This window comes from Pseudomonas sp. B329 (genome assembly GCF_023127835.1).
GTDB classification, from domain to species: domain Bacteria; phylum Pseudomonadota; class Gammaproteobacteria; order Pseudomonadales; family Pseudomonadaceae; genus Aquipseudomonas; species Aquipseudomonas synxantha_A.
Window position 1 is genome coordinate 160,091 of record NZ_SPKP01000011.1, and the last position, 17,197, is coordinate 177,287.

Annotated in this window: 14 protein-coding genes; all 14 read right to left on the reverse strand. The window is 59.7% G+C overall.

All coding sequences use genetic code 11. The annotated features are described in order from the left end of the window. Positions 1-8: 8 nt before the first annotated feature. A complete protein-coding gene (fliG, locus tag E4P00_RS07165; RefSeq protein ID WP_003192957.1) occupies positions 9-1,025 on the reverse strand; it encodes a flagellar motor switch protein FliG in 1,017 nt (338 codons plus the stop codon). Further along, entirely contained in the window at positions 1,018-2,793 is a 1,776-nt protein-coding gene (fliF, locus tag E4P00_RS07170) for a flagellar basal-body MS-ring/collar protein FliF (protein WP_248131041.1), read from the reverse strand. The genes fliG and fliF overlap by 8 nt, the downstream gene beginning before the upstream one ends. 16 nt (positions 2,794-2,809) lie before the next feature. Further along, positions 2,810-3,139 carry a flagellar hook-basal body complex protein FliE gene (fliE, locus tag E4P00_RS07175; RefSeq protein WP_005790083.1) on the reverse strand — a complete coding sequence of 110 codons (330 nt, stop codon included), beginning with the start codon at positions 3,137-3,139 and terminating at the stop codon, positions 2,810-2,812. 131 nt (positions 3,140-3,270) lie between these two features. Next, entirely contained in the window at positions 3,271-4,647 is a 1,377-nt protein-coding gene (locus E4P00_RS07180) for a sigma-54 dependent transcriptional regulator (RefSeq protein WP_005790084.1), read from the reverse strand. A gap of 7 nt (positions 4,648-4,654) precedes the next feature. Beyond that, positions 4,655-5,866 (reverse strand): ATP-binding protein, encoded by a 1,212-nt coding sequence (locus tag E4P00_RS07185; protein WP_005790086.1) that lies wholly within the window; start codon positions 5,864-5,866, stop codon positions 4,655-4,657. Positions 5,867-5,976: 110 nt separating this feature from the next. Continuing rightward, positions 5,977-7,449 (reverse strand): sigma-54 dependent transcriptional regulator, encoded by a 1,473-nt coding sequence (locus E4P00_RS07190; RefSeq protein WP_122732108.1) that lies wholly within the window; start codon positions 7,447-7,449, stop codon positions 5,977-5,979. A 169-nt stretch (positions 7,450-7,618) separates the two neighbouring features. Beyond that, entirely contained in the window at positions 7,619-7,915 is a 297-nt protein-coding gene (locus E4P00_RS07195) for a hypothetical protein (RefSeq protein ID WP_014719354.1), read from the reverse strand. 25 nt (positions 7,916-7,940) lie between these two features. Beyond that, complete coding sequence (gene fliS, locus E4P00_RS07200) at positions 7,941-8,330, reverse strand: flagellar export chaperone FliS (RefSeq protein ID WP_248131043.1); 390 nt, start codon at positions 8,328-8,330, stop codon at positions 7,941-7,943. Between the two features lie 128 nt (positions 8,331-8,458). Then, positions 8,459-9,826 carry a flagellar filament capping protein FliD gene (gene fliD, locus E4P00_RS07205; RefSeq protein ID WP_032880058.1) on the reverse strand — a complete coding sequence of 456 codons (1,368 nt, stop codon included), beginning with the start codon at positions 9,824-9,826 and terminating at the stop codon, positions 8,459-8,461. An 83-nt stretch (positions 9,827-9,909) separates the two neighbouring features. Beyond that, positions 9,910-10,257 carry a flagellar protein FlaG gene (locus E4P00_RS07210; RefSeq protein WP_248131045.1) on the reverse strand — a complete coding sequence of 116 codons (348 nt, stop codon included), beginning with the start codon at positions 10,255-10,257 and terminating at the stop codon, positions 9,910-9,912. 76 nt (positions 10,258-10,333) lie between these two features. Next, positions 10,334-12,046, reverse strand: coding sequence for a flagellin (locus E4P00_RS07215; protein ID WP_078821975.1), 1,713 nt, complete (start codon positions 12,044-12,046; stop codon positions 10,334-10,336). A gap of 264 nt (positions 12,047-12,310) precedes the next feature. Then, the gene (locus E4P00_RS07220; protein ID WP_005790096.1) at positions 12,311-13,240 is read right to left on the reverse strand and encodes a ketoacyl-ACP synthase III; all 930 of its coding nucleotides are present in this window, start codon (positions 13,238-13,240) and stop codon (positions 12,311-12,313) included. Positions 13,241-13,516: 276 nt separating this feature from the next. Next, complete coding sequence (locus E4P00_RS07225) at positions 13,517-15,127, reverse strand: flagellar hook-associated protein 3 (RefSeq protein ID WP_032880055.1); 1,611 nt, start codon at positions 15,125-15,127, stop codon at positions 13,517-13,519. A 14-nt stretch (positions 15,128-15,141) separates the two neighbouring features. Next, complete coding sequence (flgK, locus tag E4P00_RS07230) at positions 15,142-17,187, reverse strand: flagellar hook-associated protein FlgK (protein ID WP_248131047.1); 2,046 nt, start codon at positions 17,185-17,187, stop codon at positions 15,142-15,144. Positions 17,188-17,197 lie beyond the last annotated feature (10 nt).

Genomic DNA, 17,197 nt, shown 5'->3' on the forward strand with positions numbered 1-17,197 from the left:
AAGGCGCCTTAGATCATTTCTTCGCCGCCCTTCCCGCCGAGAACGATTTCTCCGGCTTCGGCCATACGGCGGGCAATGGTGAGGATTTCCTTCTGCGCGGTTTCCACATCGCTGACGCGCACCGGGCCCTTGGCTTCCAGGTCGTCGCGCAACAGTTCGGACGCACGCTTGGACATGTTCTTGAAGATTTTCTCTTTGACGTTTTCGTCCGAGCCCTTGAGGGCCAGCACCAACACGTCGGAGGAGACTTCACGCAACAGCGCCTGGATGCCACGGTCGTCGACATCGGCAAGGTTGTTGAAGACGAACATCAGGTCTTCGATCTGACCGGACAGGGTGTCGTCGATCTCGCGGATCGAGTCCATCAACTGGCCTTCGACCGAGCTGTCGAGGAAGTTCATGATGTCGGCCGCGCGCTTGATGCCACCCAGGGTGGTGCGCGAGGCATTCGAGTTGCCGGAGAACTGCTTCTCCAGAATCGTGTTGAGTTCCTTGAGGGCCGCCGGTTGTACGGTGTTGAGCGACGACACGCGCAGGATGATGTCCAGGCGCACTTTGTGGTCGAAGTGGCCAAGCACTTCACCGGCCTGGTCCGGGTCCAGGTAAGCCACAACGATCGCCTGGATCTGCGGGTGTTCGTAACGGATCACGTCGGCGACCGCACGTGGTTCCATCCACTTGAGGCTGTCCAGGCCACTGGTGTTGCCGCCCAGCAGGATACGGTCGATCAGGCCGTTGGCCTTGTCTTCGCCCAGCGCCGAGGTGAGCATCTTGCGAATGTAGCTGTCGGAGCCGACGCCCAGGCTGGTTTGGTCGCCGACGATCTCGACAAACTCGCTCATCACCTGCTCGACTTGCTCGCGGTGCACGTTGCGCATCTGCGCCATCGCCACGCCGACACGCTGGACCTCTTTGGGGCCCATGTGGCGCAGCACTTGGGCAGCGTCGGTTTCACCCAGGGACAGCAGCAACACGGCGGCTTTGTCGACCCGGGAGAGCTTGGCCACAGCGGCTCGATCATTCATCAGCGTTAATCCACTCTTTCACGACCTGGGCCACACGGCCCGGGTCTTCTGCCACCAGACTCTTGATTGCGTTCAACTGAGCGTCATAGCCTTCGCTCGGGCTTGGCAACAGGATGCTTTGCGGGCCGCCAAGGCTGACGCGGTCGTTGGCCAGTTCGCCATCCAGGCCGCCCATGCCACCCAACTCGACGTCGCCACCTGCGAGCGCAAGCTGTTTCTTGCCGCCGCCGGTGATGTTGTTGAGCACCGGGCGCAGCACGCCGAACACCAGCACCAGGATGAACAACACCCCCAGCACTTGCTTGACGATGTCCCAGAACCACGGCTGGGTGTAGAACGCAGGGTCGCTGATCACTTCAGCGCGCTCGGCGGAGAACGGCATGTTGATCACACTGACGCTGTCGCCACGGCTGGCGTCGAAACCGACGGCGTCCTGTACCAGGCGGGTGAAGCGCGCCAATTCGTCGGCGGTCCAGGGCGCACGGGTCACGGCGCCATCGGCTGGGTTGACCTTGACCTGGTCATCGACCACCACCGACACCGACAGGCGATTGATCTTGCCCTGTTGCTGCTTGGTGTGGCTGATAGAGCGATCGAGTTCGAAGTTCTTGGTGGACTGGTTACGCTTGTCCGCCGGGTACGGTGCGAGCATCGGCTGGCCGGTGGCCGGGTCCATGATCTGCTGGCCGTTGGCATCCAGCAGCGGCTGGCCAGGCTGGATCGCGCCAGCAGTGGCAGCGGCGCCGCCAGTGGTCTGCGGTGCCGAGGCGGCCGACGGTGGCTGGTTGCTCAAGGCCCCCGGCACACCTTGCGGGCCATTGGCGGCGGTGCGCTGCTCGCTGGTGGACTGCTCGCTGCGCAGCGCCGGCTGGTCAGGGTTGAACTGTTCGGAGGTCGATTCGACAGCGCTGAAGTCTACGTCGGCGGACACTTCAGCCTTGTAGCGGTCGTTGCCCAGCACCGGTTGCAGGATGTTGTGCACGCGCTGGGTGAGCATGCTTTCCATGCGGCGGCTGTAGTCGAATTGCTTGCCGGCCTGGGTCAGCGCGGAGTTTTCGGCCATGTCGGAGAGCAGGTTGCCCTTCTGATCGACCACGGTGATTTGCGACTTGCTCAATTCGGGAACGCTGGTGGCCACCAGGTTGACGATCGCCAGCACCTGGCCAGTCTCCAGGGAGCGGCCGGCAAACAGTTCGACCAGTACCGAAGCGCTGGGTTTGCGTTCGTCACGCACGAACACCGAGCTTTTCGGAATCGCCAGGTGCACACGGGCACCCTTGACGTTATTCAGGCTGGAGATGGTGCGCGCCAGTTCGCCTTCCAGGCCACGGCGATAACGGGTAGCTTCCATGAACTGGCTGGTGCCCAGGCCCTGGTCCTTGTCGAGAATCTCGAAACCGATATTGCTGTCGGACGGCGCCACGCCAGCGGCGGCCAGTTTCATCCGTGCACGGGCCACGTCATCAGACTTGACCAGCAAGGCGCCGGAGTTGGGCTCCACGGTGTAAGCGATGTCGGCAGCGGCGAGGGTTTCCATGATCTGCTTGGAATCCATGCCCGACAGGCTGCCGTACAGTGGGCGGTAATCGGGTTGTTGCGACCACAACACCACGGCAAAACCAATCGCCACGCTGGCCGCCAGGCCGACCATCAGGCCCACCTGACGCAGCATGGTCATTTGCGAGAGGTTTTCCAGGAACGACAGGCCAAACAACGGCGGCTTGCCGTCTGCCTTGGCGGGGAGGTTGTCGGAGAGTGCTTCTGCCATGACTTAAATCTCGTCCTTAAACCGGCATCTGCATGATGTCTTGATAAGCCTGAACCAGCTTGTTACGCACTTGAGTCAAGGCCTGGAAGGACACACTGGCCTTTTGCGAGGCGACCATCACATCGGTGAGGTCCACGCCGCTTTTACCGATCTCGAACGCCGTTGCCAACTGGCTGGAGGCCTGTTGGGTATCACTGACTTTATTGATTGCCTGACCGAGCATGTCGGCAAAACTGCTTTGGCCCAATTCCGGCGCTGGCGCGACGGATTTCGGTTGAGCCATGGCATCCATTTGCATGGCGCGCATATCCAACATCAACCGATTGAACTCAATACCCTGGCTCATGACCTTCTCTCTCCGACGACCCGCAATTTTTTGACACTACGCAGCGGTTACTAGGGGTGGTAGCAACAAGGGTGCCAGCTCTGGAGCAACTCGTAAGAAAAGGCGACAAAGCTTGTAGAACTTGTTACCGGTCATGTGGCGAAAAGATAAGCTTCCACATCCATACCAGCATCGCGCATCTGCGCCAGCTTGTAGCGCAAGGTGCGCGGGCTGATGCCGAGGCGCTCGGCCGCTTCTTTGCGGCGGCCACGCTCAGCGCGCAGGGTGTCGATGATCATCTGGAATTCGCGACGACGCAGGTCATCGCCCAGGGCGCCAGCTGATTCAACCTCGGCGACCACTGGAGCCGGGGCCAGGCTCGGCAACGGCGCAGCGCCATTGCCCATGGCCAGGCAGAAATCCTGCGGCTGGATCAACCCGCCCTGCTGCAAAATCAGCGCGCGCTGGATGGCATTGTCCAGCTCGCGCACGTTGCCCGGCCACGGATAGCTGACCAGGCACGCCTGAGCCTGCGGCGATAACCGCGCCTGGGCATGCTTCATTTTTTTGACGTGGTTGTTCAGCAGGCGCTCAGCCAAGGGGATGATATCCGCCGGGCGCTCGCGCAAAGGGCGCCAGGCCAGCGGGAACACCGACAGCCGGTAGAACAGGTCTTCACGGAAGCGCCCCGCTGCCACTTCGCCCGCCAGATCGCGGTTGGTGGTGGCAACCACGCGGATATCCAGCTGGATCGGCTTGCGTGCCCCCACGCGCTCCACTTCACGCTCCTGCAACACACGCAGCAACTTGGCTTGCAGGCCCAGGGGCATTTCCGAGATTTCGTCGAGCAGGATGGTACCGCCGTCGGCCTGTTCGAACTTGCCGGCCTGGGCCGCGATGGCGCCGGTGAACGAGCCCTTTTCATGGCCGAACAACGTCGCTTCGAGCATGTTGTCGGGGATCGCCGCACAGTTGATCGCAATGAACGGTTGCTGGGCACGGCTGGACTGCTGGTGGATGTAGCGTGCCAACACTTCTTTACCGGTGCCGGATTCGCCGGAAATCAGCACAGTGGAATCACTGCGCGCCACCCGCGCTGCCAGTTCCAGCAATTGCGCGCTGGCCGGTTCAAAGGCTATCGGGCCGTCACCCTCGCCCGCCGACATCACACCCAGGGCATGTCGGGCGACCAGCTCGATCAACGCCTTGGGCTCGAACGGTTTGACCAGGTAATCCGCCGCACCCTGGCGCATGGCGTCCACCGCCCGCTCCACGGCGCCATGGGCAGTCATCAGCAGCACCGGCAACTGCGGCTGGCGCGCACGCAGCAGGCCGAGCAACTGGTGGCCGTCCATGCCGGGCATGTTCACATCGCTGACCACCAGGCTGAAGGCTTCCTGCTCGACCGCCGCCAAGGCCTCCTCGGCAGAGCCGACCGCCCGGTAGTCATGGCCCGCCAACAGCAGCGTGTCAGCCAATGCTTCACGCAGGGCGCGATCGTCTTCCACCAATAAAACCTTGATAGCCATAATCCTTTTACTCCGCGCTCGCCGCGCTGGAAAACAGCGGCAAGGTCATCAATGCACAGGTGCCGCGCCCCAACCGGGAGCGCAACTGCAATTCTCCCTGATGGGCGCGTGCCACTGCCTTGACCACGGTCAGGCCCAGGCCAGTGCCGTTGGTCTTGGTGGTAAAAAACGGCTCGCCCAGGCGCTGCAGCACCTGGGGGTCGATGCCGCTGCCGCTGTCGCTGATACACAGGCGCAGGGTTTGTTCGCGGGCGTAGAGGTGCACTTTGAGGCGTGCATCCGGGCCGCTGGCCTGAGTGGCGTTTTCGATCAGGTTGAGCAAGGCGCCGACCAGGGTGTCGCGGTTGCACAGCAACTCGCCTTGGTGGCTGTCACATTGCCAACGCAGGTTGGCGCCCTGTACATGGGTCGCCGCCGCTGCTTGCAAGGCCTGCATCAACCCGGCAGGCGTGACACGGTCGGTCAGCGGCAATTCGCCGCGGGCAAACACCAGCATGTCGCGCACCTGGTGCTCCAATTCATGCAAGCGCTCCTTGAGGCGCCCGGCAAATCGTTGCTGAGTGGCTACAGGCAATTGCTCATCAGTCAAATGACTGGCGTAGATCAACGCCGCCGACAAGGGCGTGCGGATCTGATGCGCCAACGAGGCGACCATCCTGCCCAACGACGACAGCCGCTCATGACGGGCCAACTGGTCTTGCAGGTGACGGGTTTGCGTCAGGTCATTGAGCAGCACCAATTGGCCTGGCTCGGCATCCAGGGAGCGAGTGGCGATAGACAGGCGGCGTCCGTCCTTGAGGGAGACTTCGTGGCCGTCGTCTTCTCGCGGCGCAAAGCAGCGGGTGATGACATGGCGCCACAGCTCGCCCTCCAGCGGCAGGCCCAGCAGGTCGCAGGCCGCCGGGTTGGCTTCGCGCACACGGCCCTGGTCGTCGATGACGATCACGCCACCGGGCAACAGGTCCAGAAGATTTTGCAGACGGTTGGCCAGGCGTTCTTTTTCCGCCAGCTCTTGCATGCGCTGGGCGCTGACCACCGCCAGCTCGCCTTTAAGCTCGGACACCCGCGCCTCAAGCAGACTGTAGGAGTCGGTCAGTTGGCTCGACATCTGGTTGAACTGCGAGAACGCTTGTTCCAGGCCCTGGCGGGTCGGCGGTTCTACAGGCGAAACCAGCCCCTGGATGGCAGGGGCCGAAGATAGTTGGGCGGCGTGGGGCATGATGCTCTCTCGCTTGGCTGACCGTCAGTTAAACGGAACGTTGCGAGGGCTGTAGCAATACCCGTGCCGAAAAAAATCTACCTATAAATCAGCTAGTTGAAAAACAGGCGTCAATCATCCGCCTGTTCATCACCTTCTTTGCGGCTCATACCGTACTTGCGCATCTTCTCCACCAGGGTGGTGCGGCGGATGCGCAGACGCTCGGCGGCGCGGGCAACGATGCCATGCGCATCGTCCAGAGCCTGCTGGATCAACCCTTGTTCCAGGTTGCCGAGGTAGTCCTTGAGGTCAAGACCTTCGGGCGGCAGCATGGCGGTGGCACCGAAGTCCGGGGTATGACCGTTGATGGCCACGCGCTCTTCCATGTCACTGCGCAGGCTGTCCATCTGCTCGTCTTCATCATCGACGTAGCGGAATTTCTTCGGCAACTCGACCACGCCGATCACCCCGTACGGATGCATGATCGCCATGCGCTCCACCAGGTTGGCCAGCTCACGCACGTTACCCGGCCAGCCGTGGCGGCACAGGGACATGATCGCAGCGGAGTTGAAACGAATGGAGCCGCGTTTTTCGTGCTCCATGCGCGAGATCAGCTCGTTCATCAGCAACGGAATGTCTTCCACGCGCTCGCGCAGCGGGGCCATCTCGATGGGGAATACGTTGAGGCGGTAGTACAGGTCTTCGCGGAAGCTGCCGACCTCGATCATGCTTTCGAGGTTCTTGTGGGTGGCGGCAATGATGCGCACGTCCACGCTCTGGGTCTTGTTGCTGCCCACGCGCTCAAAGGTGCGCTCCTGCAATACGCGCAGCAACTTGACCTGCATCGGCAACGGCATGTCGCCGATTTCATCAAGGAACAGCGTGCCGCCATTGGCCAGCTCGAAACGCCCGGCACGGCTGGTGATCGCCCCGGTAAAGGCGCCCTTCTCGTGGCCGAACAGCTCGCTTTCCAGCAGCTCTGCCGGGATCGCCCCGCAGTTGACCGGCACAAAAGGCCCGTCGCGACGCTTGGAGTGATAGTGCAGGTTACGTGCGACCACTTCCTTGCCGGTGCCCGACTCGCCGAGGATCAGCACGCTGGCGTCGGTGTCGGCCACTTGCTGCATCATCTGACGCACGTGCTGGATCGCCCGGCTGGTGCCGACGAGGCTGCGAAACAGGTTGGGTTCACGGTGACGGCCACGTTCGCGGGCCTGGTCGTACATCTCGCGATAGACCTGGGCGCGGTGCAGCGAATCGAGCAATTTGCTGTAGCTGGGCGGCATTTCCAGGGTGGAAAGCACGCGGCGGCGCTGGTCTTCCGGCAGGTCCACAGAAGAAATATCGCCCATCAGCAACACCGGAAGGAACTCATCCCAGGTTGACAGTGTCTTTAACAGGCCCAGAACTGCGCCAGGAGCGTTTACCGTCCCGATCAATACACAGATGACTTCACGGCTCGACGCCAACGAGCTAACTGCCTGCTGCCAATCGTGGCTGGCGCAGGGTAAATTTTCTTCACCGAGAAAATTTAAAATCACCGCTAAATCGCGGCGGCGGACGCTATCGTCATCGATCAGCAGAATTTTGGTTTCACGCCACATGCAATAGCAACTTCCCTAGTAAAACTTCCTGCCCCGGAATGAGGGCAATCAAGACGCCTGTAAGATTTGTTACCTACTAGACGTCTGAAATCTGAAAACAGCACTAGTTAAGTCAAAAATGCTGGCACAGTCAAATATATGACGCGCCGTGCGGATTAACTGCGCCCGTTCAACCGAAGAGATGGTAAACCTTTGACGCATTTTTCGCTTGGTTGATCTGCGACATCTCTTCGAAAATCGCCTGGCGCTCGCCGGTCGTGACCTCCAGCAACTGCTGATACACCACCAACAGGCTTTCCAGTTTCTCGCGCAAGGCGCCCTCGTCCACCGGCGCTTCGCTGAGCACCTCATCAATCACCGCGCGGCAACCCAGGTCCAACTCGCCCACGGCTTCCCAATTGCGCTCAGCCAGCGCGCCGAGAAGGGCTTCGCGGGTTTCGTCGATGCGTTGCAGTGCATGGCTCATGATGTGTCCCTCAAGGCGATCGGCCTTATTGTGGAGCGATGGCATCCCAGCCGGTCTTGACGGTGATCAGCAGGCGGGCGACTTCGTCGATTATCTCGGCGTCATTCACCTGGTTGGCCTCGACCAAACGATTGCTCATATAGCCATACAAGGCGTCCAACTGGTGCACTGCCGACGGATCTTCGGCCTTTTCTGGCTCCAGGCCGTCACGCAGGCCAGAGATAATTTCAATCGCCTTGCCCAGCATCAGCCCTTTCTGGGCAATATCCCCACGGTTCAATGCGCCCTTGGCCTGCGCCATGCGATCAAGGCCTCCTTCCATCAGCATCTGCACCAGGCGGTGCGGGCTGGCTTCGGAGACCTGGGCATGGGAACTGACCTTCTGGTATTGGCGAAGGGCTCTCATCGGGTTCATGTTGCTACCTCGTAACTGGCGACAATCGAATAGGTTTGCTTAACCAGTTTTTCGACCGTGGCGACGAAAACTTTAATTCCCAACCATACGCCAAGGCCCTGAATCAGGGCCTGAAAGCGCGCCGCCCATCAGTTCGATTTCGGATTGTTCAGCGAGTTGAGGGTGGTCAGGATGCTGGAGCTGCTGGCGTTGATCTGCGCGATCATGGTGTCCATGGCCGTGTACTTGGCGGTCAGGGATTTTTGCAAGGCGTCCATACGTCGTGTCAGGTCGGCCGTCTCTTTGGTCAAGTCGGTCAACTTGTTGTTGAGATCCGTCGCCCGGGTTGCCAGGGTGCCGGTGGTGCCCACGTAGCTCTTCGTCGCCTTGTTCATGCGCGTGATCAAACCAGTGTCGCCGGTGAACAGCTTGGCAATATCGCCAGCGCCTTTGACTACCGCCTTGTCCCACGTCTTGTCATCCAGGCTCAGCAGGCCGGTTTTCTGATCGGTGGTGATACCCATCTGGGCCAGGCTGGTCATGGTGCCCGCGCCGGAGCCGTTGACCAGTTCGGAGCGCAGGCTGTTCACCAATTGGCGCATTGACGCATCGCCGGTCAAGGCACCTGCGGTGGTAGTCGACGCGTCACCGGTTGCAGTAACTTTGGTCTGGGTATTGATGGCGGTCATCAGCGTGTTGTACGCACTGACGAAGGACTGTACCGAGGTTTTCAACGTGTCAGTGTTACTGGCCACGGTAATGGTCGTCGGTTTTTTCACATCAATGGTGTCCAACAGCTCCAACGTGACGCCACTGATCGCCGACGTGATTTTGTTGCTGCTGGATGACATTGCAATGCCGTCGATGGAGTACTTGGCGTTGGTCGGCGGCGTGCCTTTGTCATACCCGCTGGCCAGTTGCGAATCACCGCTGAGGGTGATGTCGGTGCCTTCGCCCATATTGGTCGAGGTCAGTACCAGTCGCGCACCATTGGAGTCGCTCAATACGTTGGCACTGATACCCTGCGACGAGAGCTGGGTATTGATTGACTCTCGCACCTGTTGCAGGGTCGCGCCACCTGGAATCACCACATCGAAGCTTTTACCCGACTGGTTGATGGTCAGCGTCTGGTCTTCGTCTGTAGTGTTGGCCTTGCCCGAGGCACCCTCAGCATTCACCGCAGTGGTAACTTTTGAAGCGGTTGCCAGGTTATCGACTTGCAACACGTACTTGCCACTGGATGCTCCGTCACCCAACGTGACCTTGGCGTTTTTCTCTTCCGAAGAACTTGCCGCCAGCCCATTGAACGCGGAGGGGTTATTCAACTTGGTGATCGCCGCCTGATAGGCCTCCAACGCCGTCTTGATCGAACCAACTGCCGACAACTGGACGGTGGCAGTTTTCTGCTCGTTGGTGATCTGCTGTTGTTTAGGCGCTTGTTCAGCCCCCACCAACGCCTTGACGATAGCTTGCGTGTCGTAGCCCGAACCAGGGCCGGAAATCGTTGAACTAGCCATTTTTCATTCTCCTTGTCCTGCGGCGGCCGTTTTTTTGGCGCTTAAACGCCTAGACCGCAATCAGAAACATGTTTCGTGCCAACTCAAGCCTTGCTATCAAACAACAGGCTGCCGGCATCGCTCAGGCTCTGCGCCAATTTCAGCGCGGTCTCCGATGGAATCTGTCGAATCACTTCGCCACTGTCGGTGGCGATCACCTTGACCACTACCTTGCCGGTAGAGTCATCGATGGAAAAATCCAGGTTGCGCTGTGAAGCCTGCACAAACTCACGCATATCGGTAACAGCCTTCTCCAGCGCCACGCGCTGAGGCTCTTCACTCTTGATCGGCTCATTGCTGGCCACAGGCTTGGCCTGGGTCACCACTGCGCCAAGGTTGGCCGAAGCCGTGGCTGCGGGGTAAGACGAGGTCAGCTTGATGCTCATGTCCATGTCACCACCTCCAAACTGAAAAAACGGAAGGGCACGTCGTTAAACGCACCCTCCCGTTATTTAACCGCTAGCGCTATTACTGAAGCAGCTTCAGTACAGCGGATGGCAGTTGGTTGGCCTGGGACAGGATCGCAGTGGAAGCCTGTTGCAGGGTTTGTTGCTTGGTCAGCTCAGCGGCTTCAGAAGCGAAGTCAGCGTCTTCTACGCGGCCTTTGGCAGCGGAGGAGTTCTGCGAAATGCTCTGCAGGTTGGCCACGGTGCTGGTGAAGCGGTTTTGTACGGCACCCAGCTGCGAACGCTGGCTGTCGATCTGCTGCATGGCATCGTCCAGAGCCTGGGTAGCCTGCTGCGAAGCAGCGGCAGTCAGGATGTTCAGGTCAGAAACGCTGGTTTCCATGGTGACGGCGGTTTTGGTGCCGGCCGCTGCAACAGCGGTCAGACCCAGTGCAGCCAGGCCAGTACCGGCGCTACCATCCTTGATGGTGATGTCTTTGTCAGCGAACAGGTTCAGGGTGCCGTCAGCGTTTTTGCTGGCTTGAACACCGGTGCTGGCGCTGTTGATCGAAGAGACGATCGCGTCAGCGGTGTCACCTTTCTTGAACTTGACTTCAACGCCGTTCACGTCAATAGAGGTATCAGCGGTCAACTTGGCTTGAGTAGTACCAGCCGACAGACCCAACTGCGTCAGAGAACCACTGGAGGTGTTGGACAGTTTAATGTCTGCGCCATTACCCGAAGTCAGCTTGACACGGCCGTCAGTAAAAGTGGCCGAAGCACCAGCAGCTGCGCCGCCTGCCGCGTTTTCTAGCTTGGTCAGCACAGCTGCCATGGTGTCGTTAGCAGCCCAAGTCACGGCAGTGCCATTAACCGAGACAGCACCGGCAGACTTGAGGTTGTTGTTCGAAGCAACGGTGCCCGCTGCACCCAGATTGAGCTTGGCCAAGCCGTCTGTTGCACCACCGGTTGCCGAGGCGCCCAGAACGATGGCATTTTTCGAGGTCAGGCTTACGACGCCCGCAGCATCGGCAGTAGCAGTAACGCCAGTGGTTGCGGTTTGAGCGTTGATGGCGTTCAGTGCAGCGGTAGCTGCTGGAACACCGGCAGCGGCAACACCGAGGGCAATTTCAGTGCCGTTGATGGTGAATGCGTCGGTAGCAACAGTCGCCCCTGCTGCGGCTGTACCAGTTCTTTGGGCGCTATTGCCCAATACGGAACCGGTAGCAGTAGCAGCCAGGCCAGTCATCGCAGCACCGTCGACAGCAGCTTCTTTGTAGTTACCCTTCAGCGCAGTCGAGCTGATGTCGGTCATACCGAACGAGATAGTCTCGTTGGCGTTGGCGCCGATCTGGAAGGCTACGTTGCTGAACGAGCCGTCGAGCAGGTTACGACCACCGAAGGTGGTGGTGCTGGCGATACGGTTCAGCTCGCCCACTTTAGCGGTGAATTCTTGCTGCAGGGAAACACGGTCAGCGTCGCTTTTGTCACCGTTGGACGCTTGCAGGGCGAGTTCACGCAGACGCTGCAGGGTGTTGGTGGATTCTTGCATCGCGCCTTCAGCGGTCTGGGCAATCGACACGCCGTTGTTGGCGTTGGCGATGGCAACGTTCAGGCCTTTGACCTGGTTGTTCAGACGGTTGGCGATCTGCATGCCGGCAGCGTCGTCTTTGGCGCTGTTGATTTTCAGGCCGGAGGACAGACGGTTCATCGACTGGCTCAGGGCGTCGGAAGCTTTGTTCAGGTTCTTCTGGACACCCAGGGAGGTGATGTTGGTGTTTACTGATAATGCCATGACGAAATCCTCGTGGTTTGGATACTGCGGCTTCCGGCCCTGGCGACCGCCGGGTGTGGCCTAGAGAACCTACGTAATAGTTATCGTCGTGGTAGCCGGTTGCTTGAGGATTTTTTTGATTTTTTTTAGTAGCCCTGTGCCAGCCCTTGCATTTCAAAGGCTTACACCGGCACAAAACCCCGGTTTCATTGGCTTTTCTGGCGCCAATAAAAAAACGCCGATGATCGAAGGATCATCGGCGTTTTTTATGCAGCGGCTAAAACATCACGGGCGATAGAGAATCGCCGAGCCCCACGACAGGCCCACACCAAACCCGCTGATTGCCACGCGCTTCCAGGTAGCGTCCATCACGTGCTTTTCCAGCAGCAACGGGATGCTCGACGACACGGTGTTGCCGGTCTCGACCATGTCCTTGATGAACTTGTCCACCGGCGCCTCTTCAAAGCGACGCGCCACGGCATCGACGATGGCCGCACTGCCCTGGTGGATGCAGAACGCATCGATGTCATCGGCCTTGAGGTCCGACTCTGCGAGCAACTCGTGCAAGTGCGCCGGCACTTTCAGCAGCGCGAAGTTGAACACCTGGCGGCCGTTCATGAAGAACACGCCGTCGCTGACTTTGAGGTGCGGCGCGCCGGAACCGTCGGTGCCGAACTTGGACTTGCCGAGCAACCACGGCGCATCTTCGCCCATCCAGGTGGCGGTGGCGGCATCGCCGAACAGCATGGTGGTGTTGCGATCTTCCGGGTCGACGATCTTCGAATACGGGTCTGCAGTGATCAGCAGGCCGTTTTTCAGGCCGGCGGCTTCCATGAAGCCCTTCATCGCGTAGATGCCGTAGACGTAGCCGGAGCAGCCCAGGGAAATATCGAAGGCGGCAACGTGGGTAGGCAGGCCCAGTTTGTCCTGAACAATGGCGGCGGTATGAGGCAGGCCCTCTTCATCGCCGTTCTGGGTGACGACGATCAGCGCGTCGATGGACTCACGCTTCAATTCGGGGTTGTTGGCAAACAAGGCGTTGACTGCTTCGACGCACAGATCGGAAGTCTCCTGTGCAGCTTCCTTGCGCGGCAGGAACGCCGAGCCGATCTTGCCAATGATGAATTCTTCATCCTTGGCGAACTTGGCACCCTGGGCGTAGTTATCGATCCCGTCCGCCGGCACGTAACTGGCGATGCTTTTTATGCCAATCATTGTGGCTTCCCAATACTAAATAGCTGGAGAACACCCCTCGGGCTATGCCGGAAGTGCTGACAATAAAGGGGATAACCCCATAAAAATCCCGGTGAAAGCCGCCCGATGAAGGCCCTGTGACGACTTATCCTTTTCACACGATACAGTGAAGATGCGCTTTATGACTCACAGGTCACTCAATTTTGCGTGGTTTATGCAAAACGTTTCAACAATTGCGCCACGGAAACGACGACGGCCCAGCCTGTTTCCAGGCTGGGCCGTCGTGCACAGCGCCGATCACATCTTGTTGAACAGGCTCAACTGCGAGATTTTCACAAAGGCCAACTGCGAAGCCTGCAACATGGTCTGCTGCAAGCTCAGGTTGATGGCGGCCTCGGCGAAGTCGACATTGCCCAGGGCATTCATGGTGGTGGTATTGGCCAGGTCCAGGCTGACGTTTTCCTTGGACTGAATATCCAGGCCATTGAGGCGCGCACCCAGGGAACCGCGCGCCTGGTCGATCTGACTGTAGGCATTGGTCAGGTTGCCAATGGACTTGGCCACCACATCCTTGAGCTCCTTCTGCGCCGCCGGGTTGCCGTCTGACGGCGTTTCCAGGATTTTGCGCAAATGGCTCAAGGTGTCGAGGACATTCTCGTTCTTGTTGCTGGTGGCACTGATCGAAAACTGGTCGCCGGCTGCCGGCGCCGGTGCGGTGGTGACATCGAAGGTCACGCCCGCCGCCGTGATTGACGTTGCACCAGCTGCCAGGGTGCCACTGGCAATGGATTTACTGTCTGCGGTATACGGCTGCGCATACAGATCATAGGCACCGGCCGCGCCAAACTTGACGACGACACCCGAGTTGGGAAAGGTGCTGGCGTATGCCGCCGGATCGCTCACCGTGCCGCCGCTCAGTTGCGCAGTGGACGGATTGCTCGGGGTGCGTGAAACACTGAAGGTGTCCGGCTTGACCGACAAGCTGAACTCGCGATCCTTGACGATGGCGTCCGATGGCGCGCCGGGCAGTATGTCTTTGCCCAGTGCGTCCTTGCCCAGGTTCAAGCCGATGTCAAACTTGACCCCGCGCAGATTGATACTCGAACCGCCTTCCTTGGTGGCATCGAAAGTGCCGTTGCCCGGAATCTCCGAGGTGATGTCCTTGCCGGCATTGTCCGTTACGACATATTGGGTGCTGCTGGTGAAGGTCAGCTTGTACGGCTGGCCGTCGGAAAAACTGCTGTTATAGCTGGTGTTGGCCGCGATCAACCCGGCAGACACGGTGACCTTGCCATCATCGACCGCTGGCGGCACGAGGATCGGTGCTGTTTGCGTACGGCCCGTATTCGCCGAGCTTTCAAGCATGCTCTTGGCGGTATTGCCCATGGCGACCGACAGGTTCTCAGCCACCTTCAGGCTCAATGGCGTGTCATCGCCCTGGTAGCTATAGGTGCCGTCATTGTTGCGGGTGTAGGGAGGCGTGTCGGTCTTGCTCCCGGAGAACAGGTAATTACCGCTGGCGTCCTTGGTATTGAGCAGGCCCAGCACCTGATCTTCAATGGCGCCGATCTCGGCGGCAGTCGATTTGCGGTCAGCGTCGCTGATACCAACGTTACCCGCCTTCAACGCCAGCTCACTGGCCCGCTGAATCGCGATATTGATGTTTTCCAGCACGCCGTCCTGGGTGGTCAGCGAGTTCTTCAACGTGTCGATATTGCCGTTGAATTGCGCCAGCATATCTTTCTGCTGTTGCAGCATCAGCAACCGCGCCGCCGCTACCGGATCATCCGCGGCGGTTTGCACACGGACACCGGTGCTGGCCTGGTCCTGGGCCTTGACCACGCTGGAATAGTTGCTCTGGTACTTGGCAGAGCTGGTCTCGAAATACTGCTGTGTAGAAATACGCATCGTCCCAGCCTCCCTTAAAGAGCATTCATCAGTGTGGTGAAGGTTTCCTGCGCAGCCTTGATGATCTGCGACGACGCGGTGTAGTACTGCTGGAACTTGATCATGTCGCCGGCTTCGTCATCCAGGTTGACCCCTGACACCGAGTTGCGCGCATCTTTATTGGCGCTCAGCAACGCACCGGTGGCGGCGCTGTCGACCCCGGCCTGGCTGGCCTTGGCGCCGACAGTGGAGACCAGCTTGCTATTGGCCCCCACCAGGCTGGTGCCCCCGTTGCCCTCGCCCATGCCAACGGTGGCCTTGGTTTGCAGGTTCAGCAGTTCCTGGGCGTTTCGGCCATCGGATTTGCCGCCGCTGTTGAAGGCGAAGGTAGTGCTGTCGCCGTCTGCCGGGGAGCCATTGACGGTGGTGTCGAACTTGAAGCTCTTGCCGGGGATGGCTGCACCGCTGGCGTCGCGCATCGGTACGTCGACGGTGATCTTGTTGCCCTGCCCCGGGATGATTGAGCCAGTGCCAATCGGGTTGCCCTTGGAATCGCTGATCGTATACGACTGCGTGCCGTCAGCGGCGGGCTTGCCAAACACCATCTTCACCGGCATCGAGTTTTCAATACCGGCGCGCAACTGTGCGGTGTCGGTGCCGCCATGGATGTCCAGCGGCACCGTCAACGACGGCTGGGTAAATGTGCCTGTGCCGCTGTTGGTCTTGCTGCTGGTACCCGCCAGCGGGCCGGCAAACGCCAGCTTGTTGGCATCGGTGAGCGCTACACCCATACCGCTTGCGCCGGTGGCGGTCGGGCTGACTTTGAAGCTGTCGCCAAACGCCATGGCGCCCTTGCCGTCCAGCGCCAGGGTAAAGCCATCCATGGTCGGCGGCGGTGTGGAGCCCATGTCAAAGGTGCCCATTGCCTTGCCGTCCGAACGCAGTACCGTGACCTTGTTGGGGTCGGTCTTGTCGCTGAAGGTCACGGTGTAGTCAAACGTGGACAACTTACTGCTGTCCTTGATCGTCACATTCAGGTTGCCGGCCCCGGCACTGTTGCCCGAGGCGCCCTGGCTGCGCGACGCAATGGCGGCGGCACTGTTGATGTCTTTGAACAGCGAAACGCCAAAGTCACCATTGAGGTCCAGGCCTTGGCCCAGTTGGTTATTGATGGTGTCTGCGGTTGCGATGGCTATACGGCCCAGGTCGTTGATAGCCGGCATCAAGGCATCACTGCGATAACGCAACAGGCCGCCGATGCTGCCGCCACTGATGACGCCGCCCAGGTCCATGGTGGTGCCGTTCATGTCCAGCTGAATGGTGTACTGGCTGTTATCGGTTTTGCTCGGCACTGCGGAAATCGTATTGGAGATCCCGCCCTCCACCAGGGACTGGCCGCTGCCGGTGGTCACGCTGAACTGGCCGTTCTTCTCGGTGGCCGTTACGCCGATCAGCTCATTGAGCGAGCGTACCGCCTCGTTACGCGAGTCCAGCAGGTTGGCCGGTGCATTGCCAGACGCGCCTTGCACTTGGGAGATCTGCTTGTTGAGCGAGGCAATCGAGCCGGTCAATTGATTGACCTGCTCACTCATGCTGCTCAGTTGGTTGTTGATAGTCTCTTTCTGCTGGGTCAACTGCGTCGAGATCGCGTTGAAACGGCTGCTCAGGGTCTGGGCGTTGGTCACCAGCAGTTGGCGGGCCGACAGGTCGCTGGGGTTGGACGCTGCAGTTTGCAGGGTAGCGAAGAACGAGCTGAGCACCGATGACAGACCAGTGGTCTTGTCCGACAGCACTTTGTCGACGGCGCCGACCTGATCCAGATACGCCTTGGCATCGTTGTTCAGGGCCGTGCTGTTCTGGTAGGCAGTGTCCAGGTATTCGTTGTACACCCGGCGCACGTCGGCCAGGGTGGTACCAGTGCCGATGAACACACCGCCGAACGGGTTCGACGCGTTGGTATTCTGCGTGGTCTGCTGACGCGAATACCCCGGGGTGTTCACGTTGGCGATGTTGTTACTCAAGACCGACAGCGATCCTTGAGCGGCGTTGAGCCCTGACATCCCGATACTGAGCAAACTCATGGTTCAGACC

Excerpts from the sequence above, each read along its gene's own strand:
- E4P00_RS07220 (WP_005790096.1), bottom strand. The coding sequence starts at position 13,240 with ATGATTGGCATAAAAAGCATCGCCAGTTACGTGCCGGCGGACGGGATC.
- E4P00_RS07190 (WP_122732108.1), bottom strand. The coding sequence starts at position 7,449 with ATGTGGCGTGAAACCAAAATTCTGCTGATCGATGACGATAGCGTCCGC.
- fliD (WP_032880058.1), bottom strand. The coding sequence starts at position 9,826 with ATGGCTAGTTCAACGATTTCCGGCCCTGGTTCGGGCTACGACACGCAA.
- fliE (WP_005790083.1), bottom strand. The coding sequence starts at position 3,139 with ATGAGCCAGGGTATTGAGTTCAATCGGTTGATGTTGGATATGCGCGCC.
- fliS (WP_248131043.1), bottom strand. The coding sequence starts at position 8,330 with ATGAACCCGATGAGAGCCCTTCGCCAATACCAGAAGGTCAGTTCCCAT.
- E4P00_RS07180 (WP_005790084.1), bottom strand. The coding sequence starts at position 4,647 with ATGGCTATCAAGGTTTTATTGGTGGAAGACGATCGCGCCCTGCGTGAA.
- E4P00_RS07210 (WP_248131045.1), bottom strand. The coding sequence starts at position 10,257 with ATGGACATGAGCATCAAGCTGACCTCGTCTTACCCCGCAGCCACGGCT.
- E4P00_RS07185 (WP_005790086.1), bottom strand. The coding sequence starts at position 5,866 with ATGCCCCACGCCGCCCAACTATCTTCGGCCCCTGCCATCCAGGGGCTG.
- flgK (WP_248131047.1), bottom strand. The coding sequence starts at position 17,187 with ATGAGTTTGCTCAGTATCGGGATGTCAGGGCTCAACGCCGCTCAAGGA.
- E4P00_RS07195 (WP_014719354.1), bottom strand. The coding sequence starts at position 7,915 with ATGAGCCATGCACTGCAACGCATCGACGAAACCCGCGAAGCCCTTCTC.
- fliF (WP_248131041.1), bottom strand. The coding sequence starts at position 2,793 with ATGGCAGAAGCACTCTCCGACAACCTCCCCGCCAAGGCAGACGGCAAG.
- fliG (WP_003192957.1), bottom strand. The coding sequence starts at position 1,025 with ATGAATGATCGAGCCGCTGTGGCCAAGCTCTCCCGGGTCGACAAAGCC.
- E4P00_RS07215 (WP_078821975.1), bottom strand. The coding sequence starts at position 12,046 with ATGGCATTATCAGTAAACACCAACATCACCTCCCTGGGTGTCCAGAAG.
- E4P00_RS07225 (WP_032880055.1), bottom strand. The coding sequence starts at position 15,127 with ATGCGTATTTCTACACAGCAGTATTTCGAGACCAGCTCTGCCAAGTAC.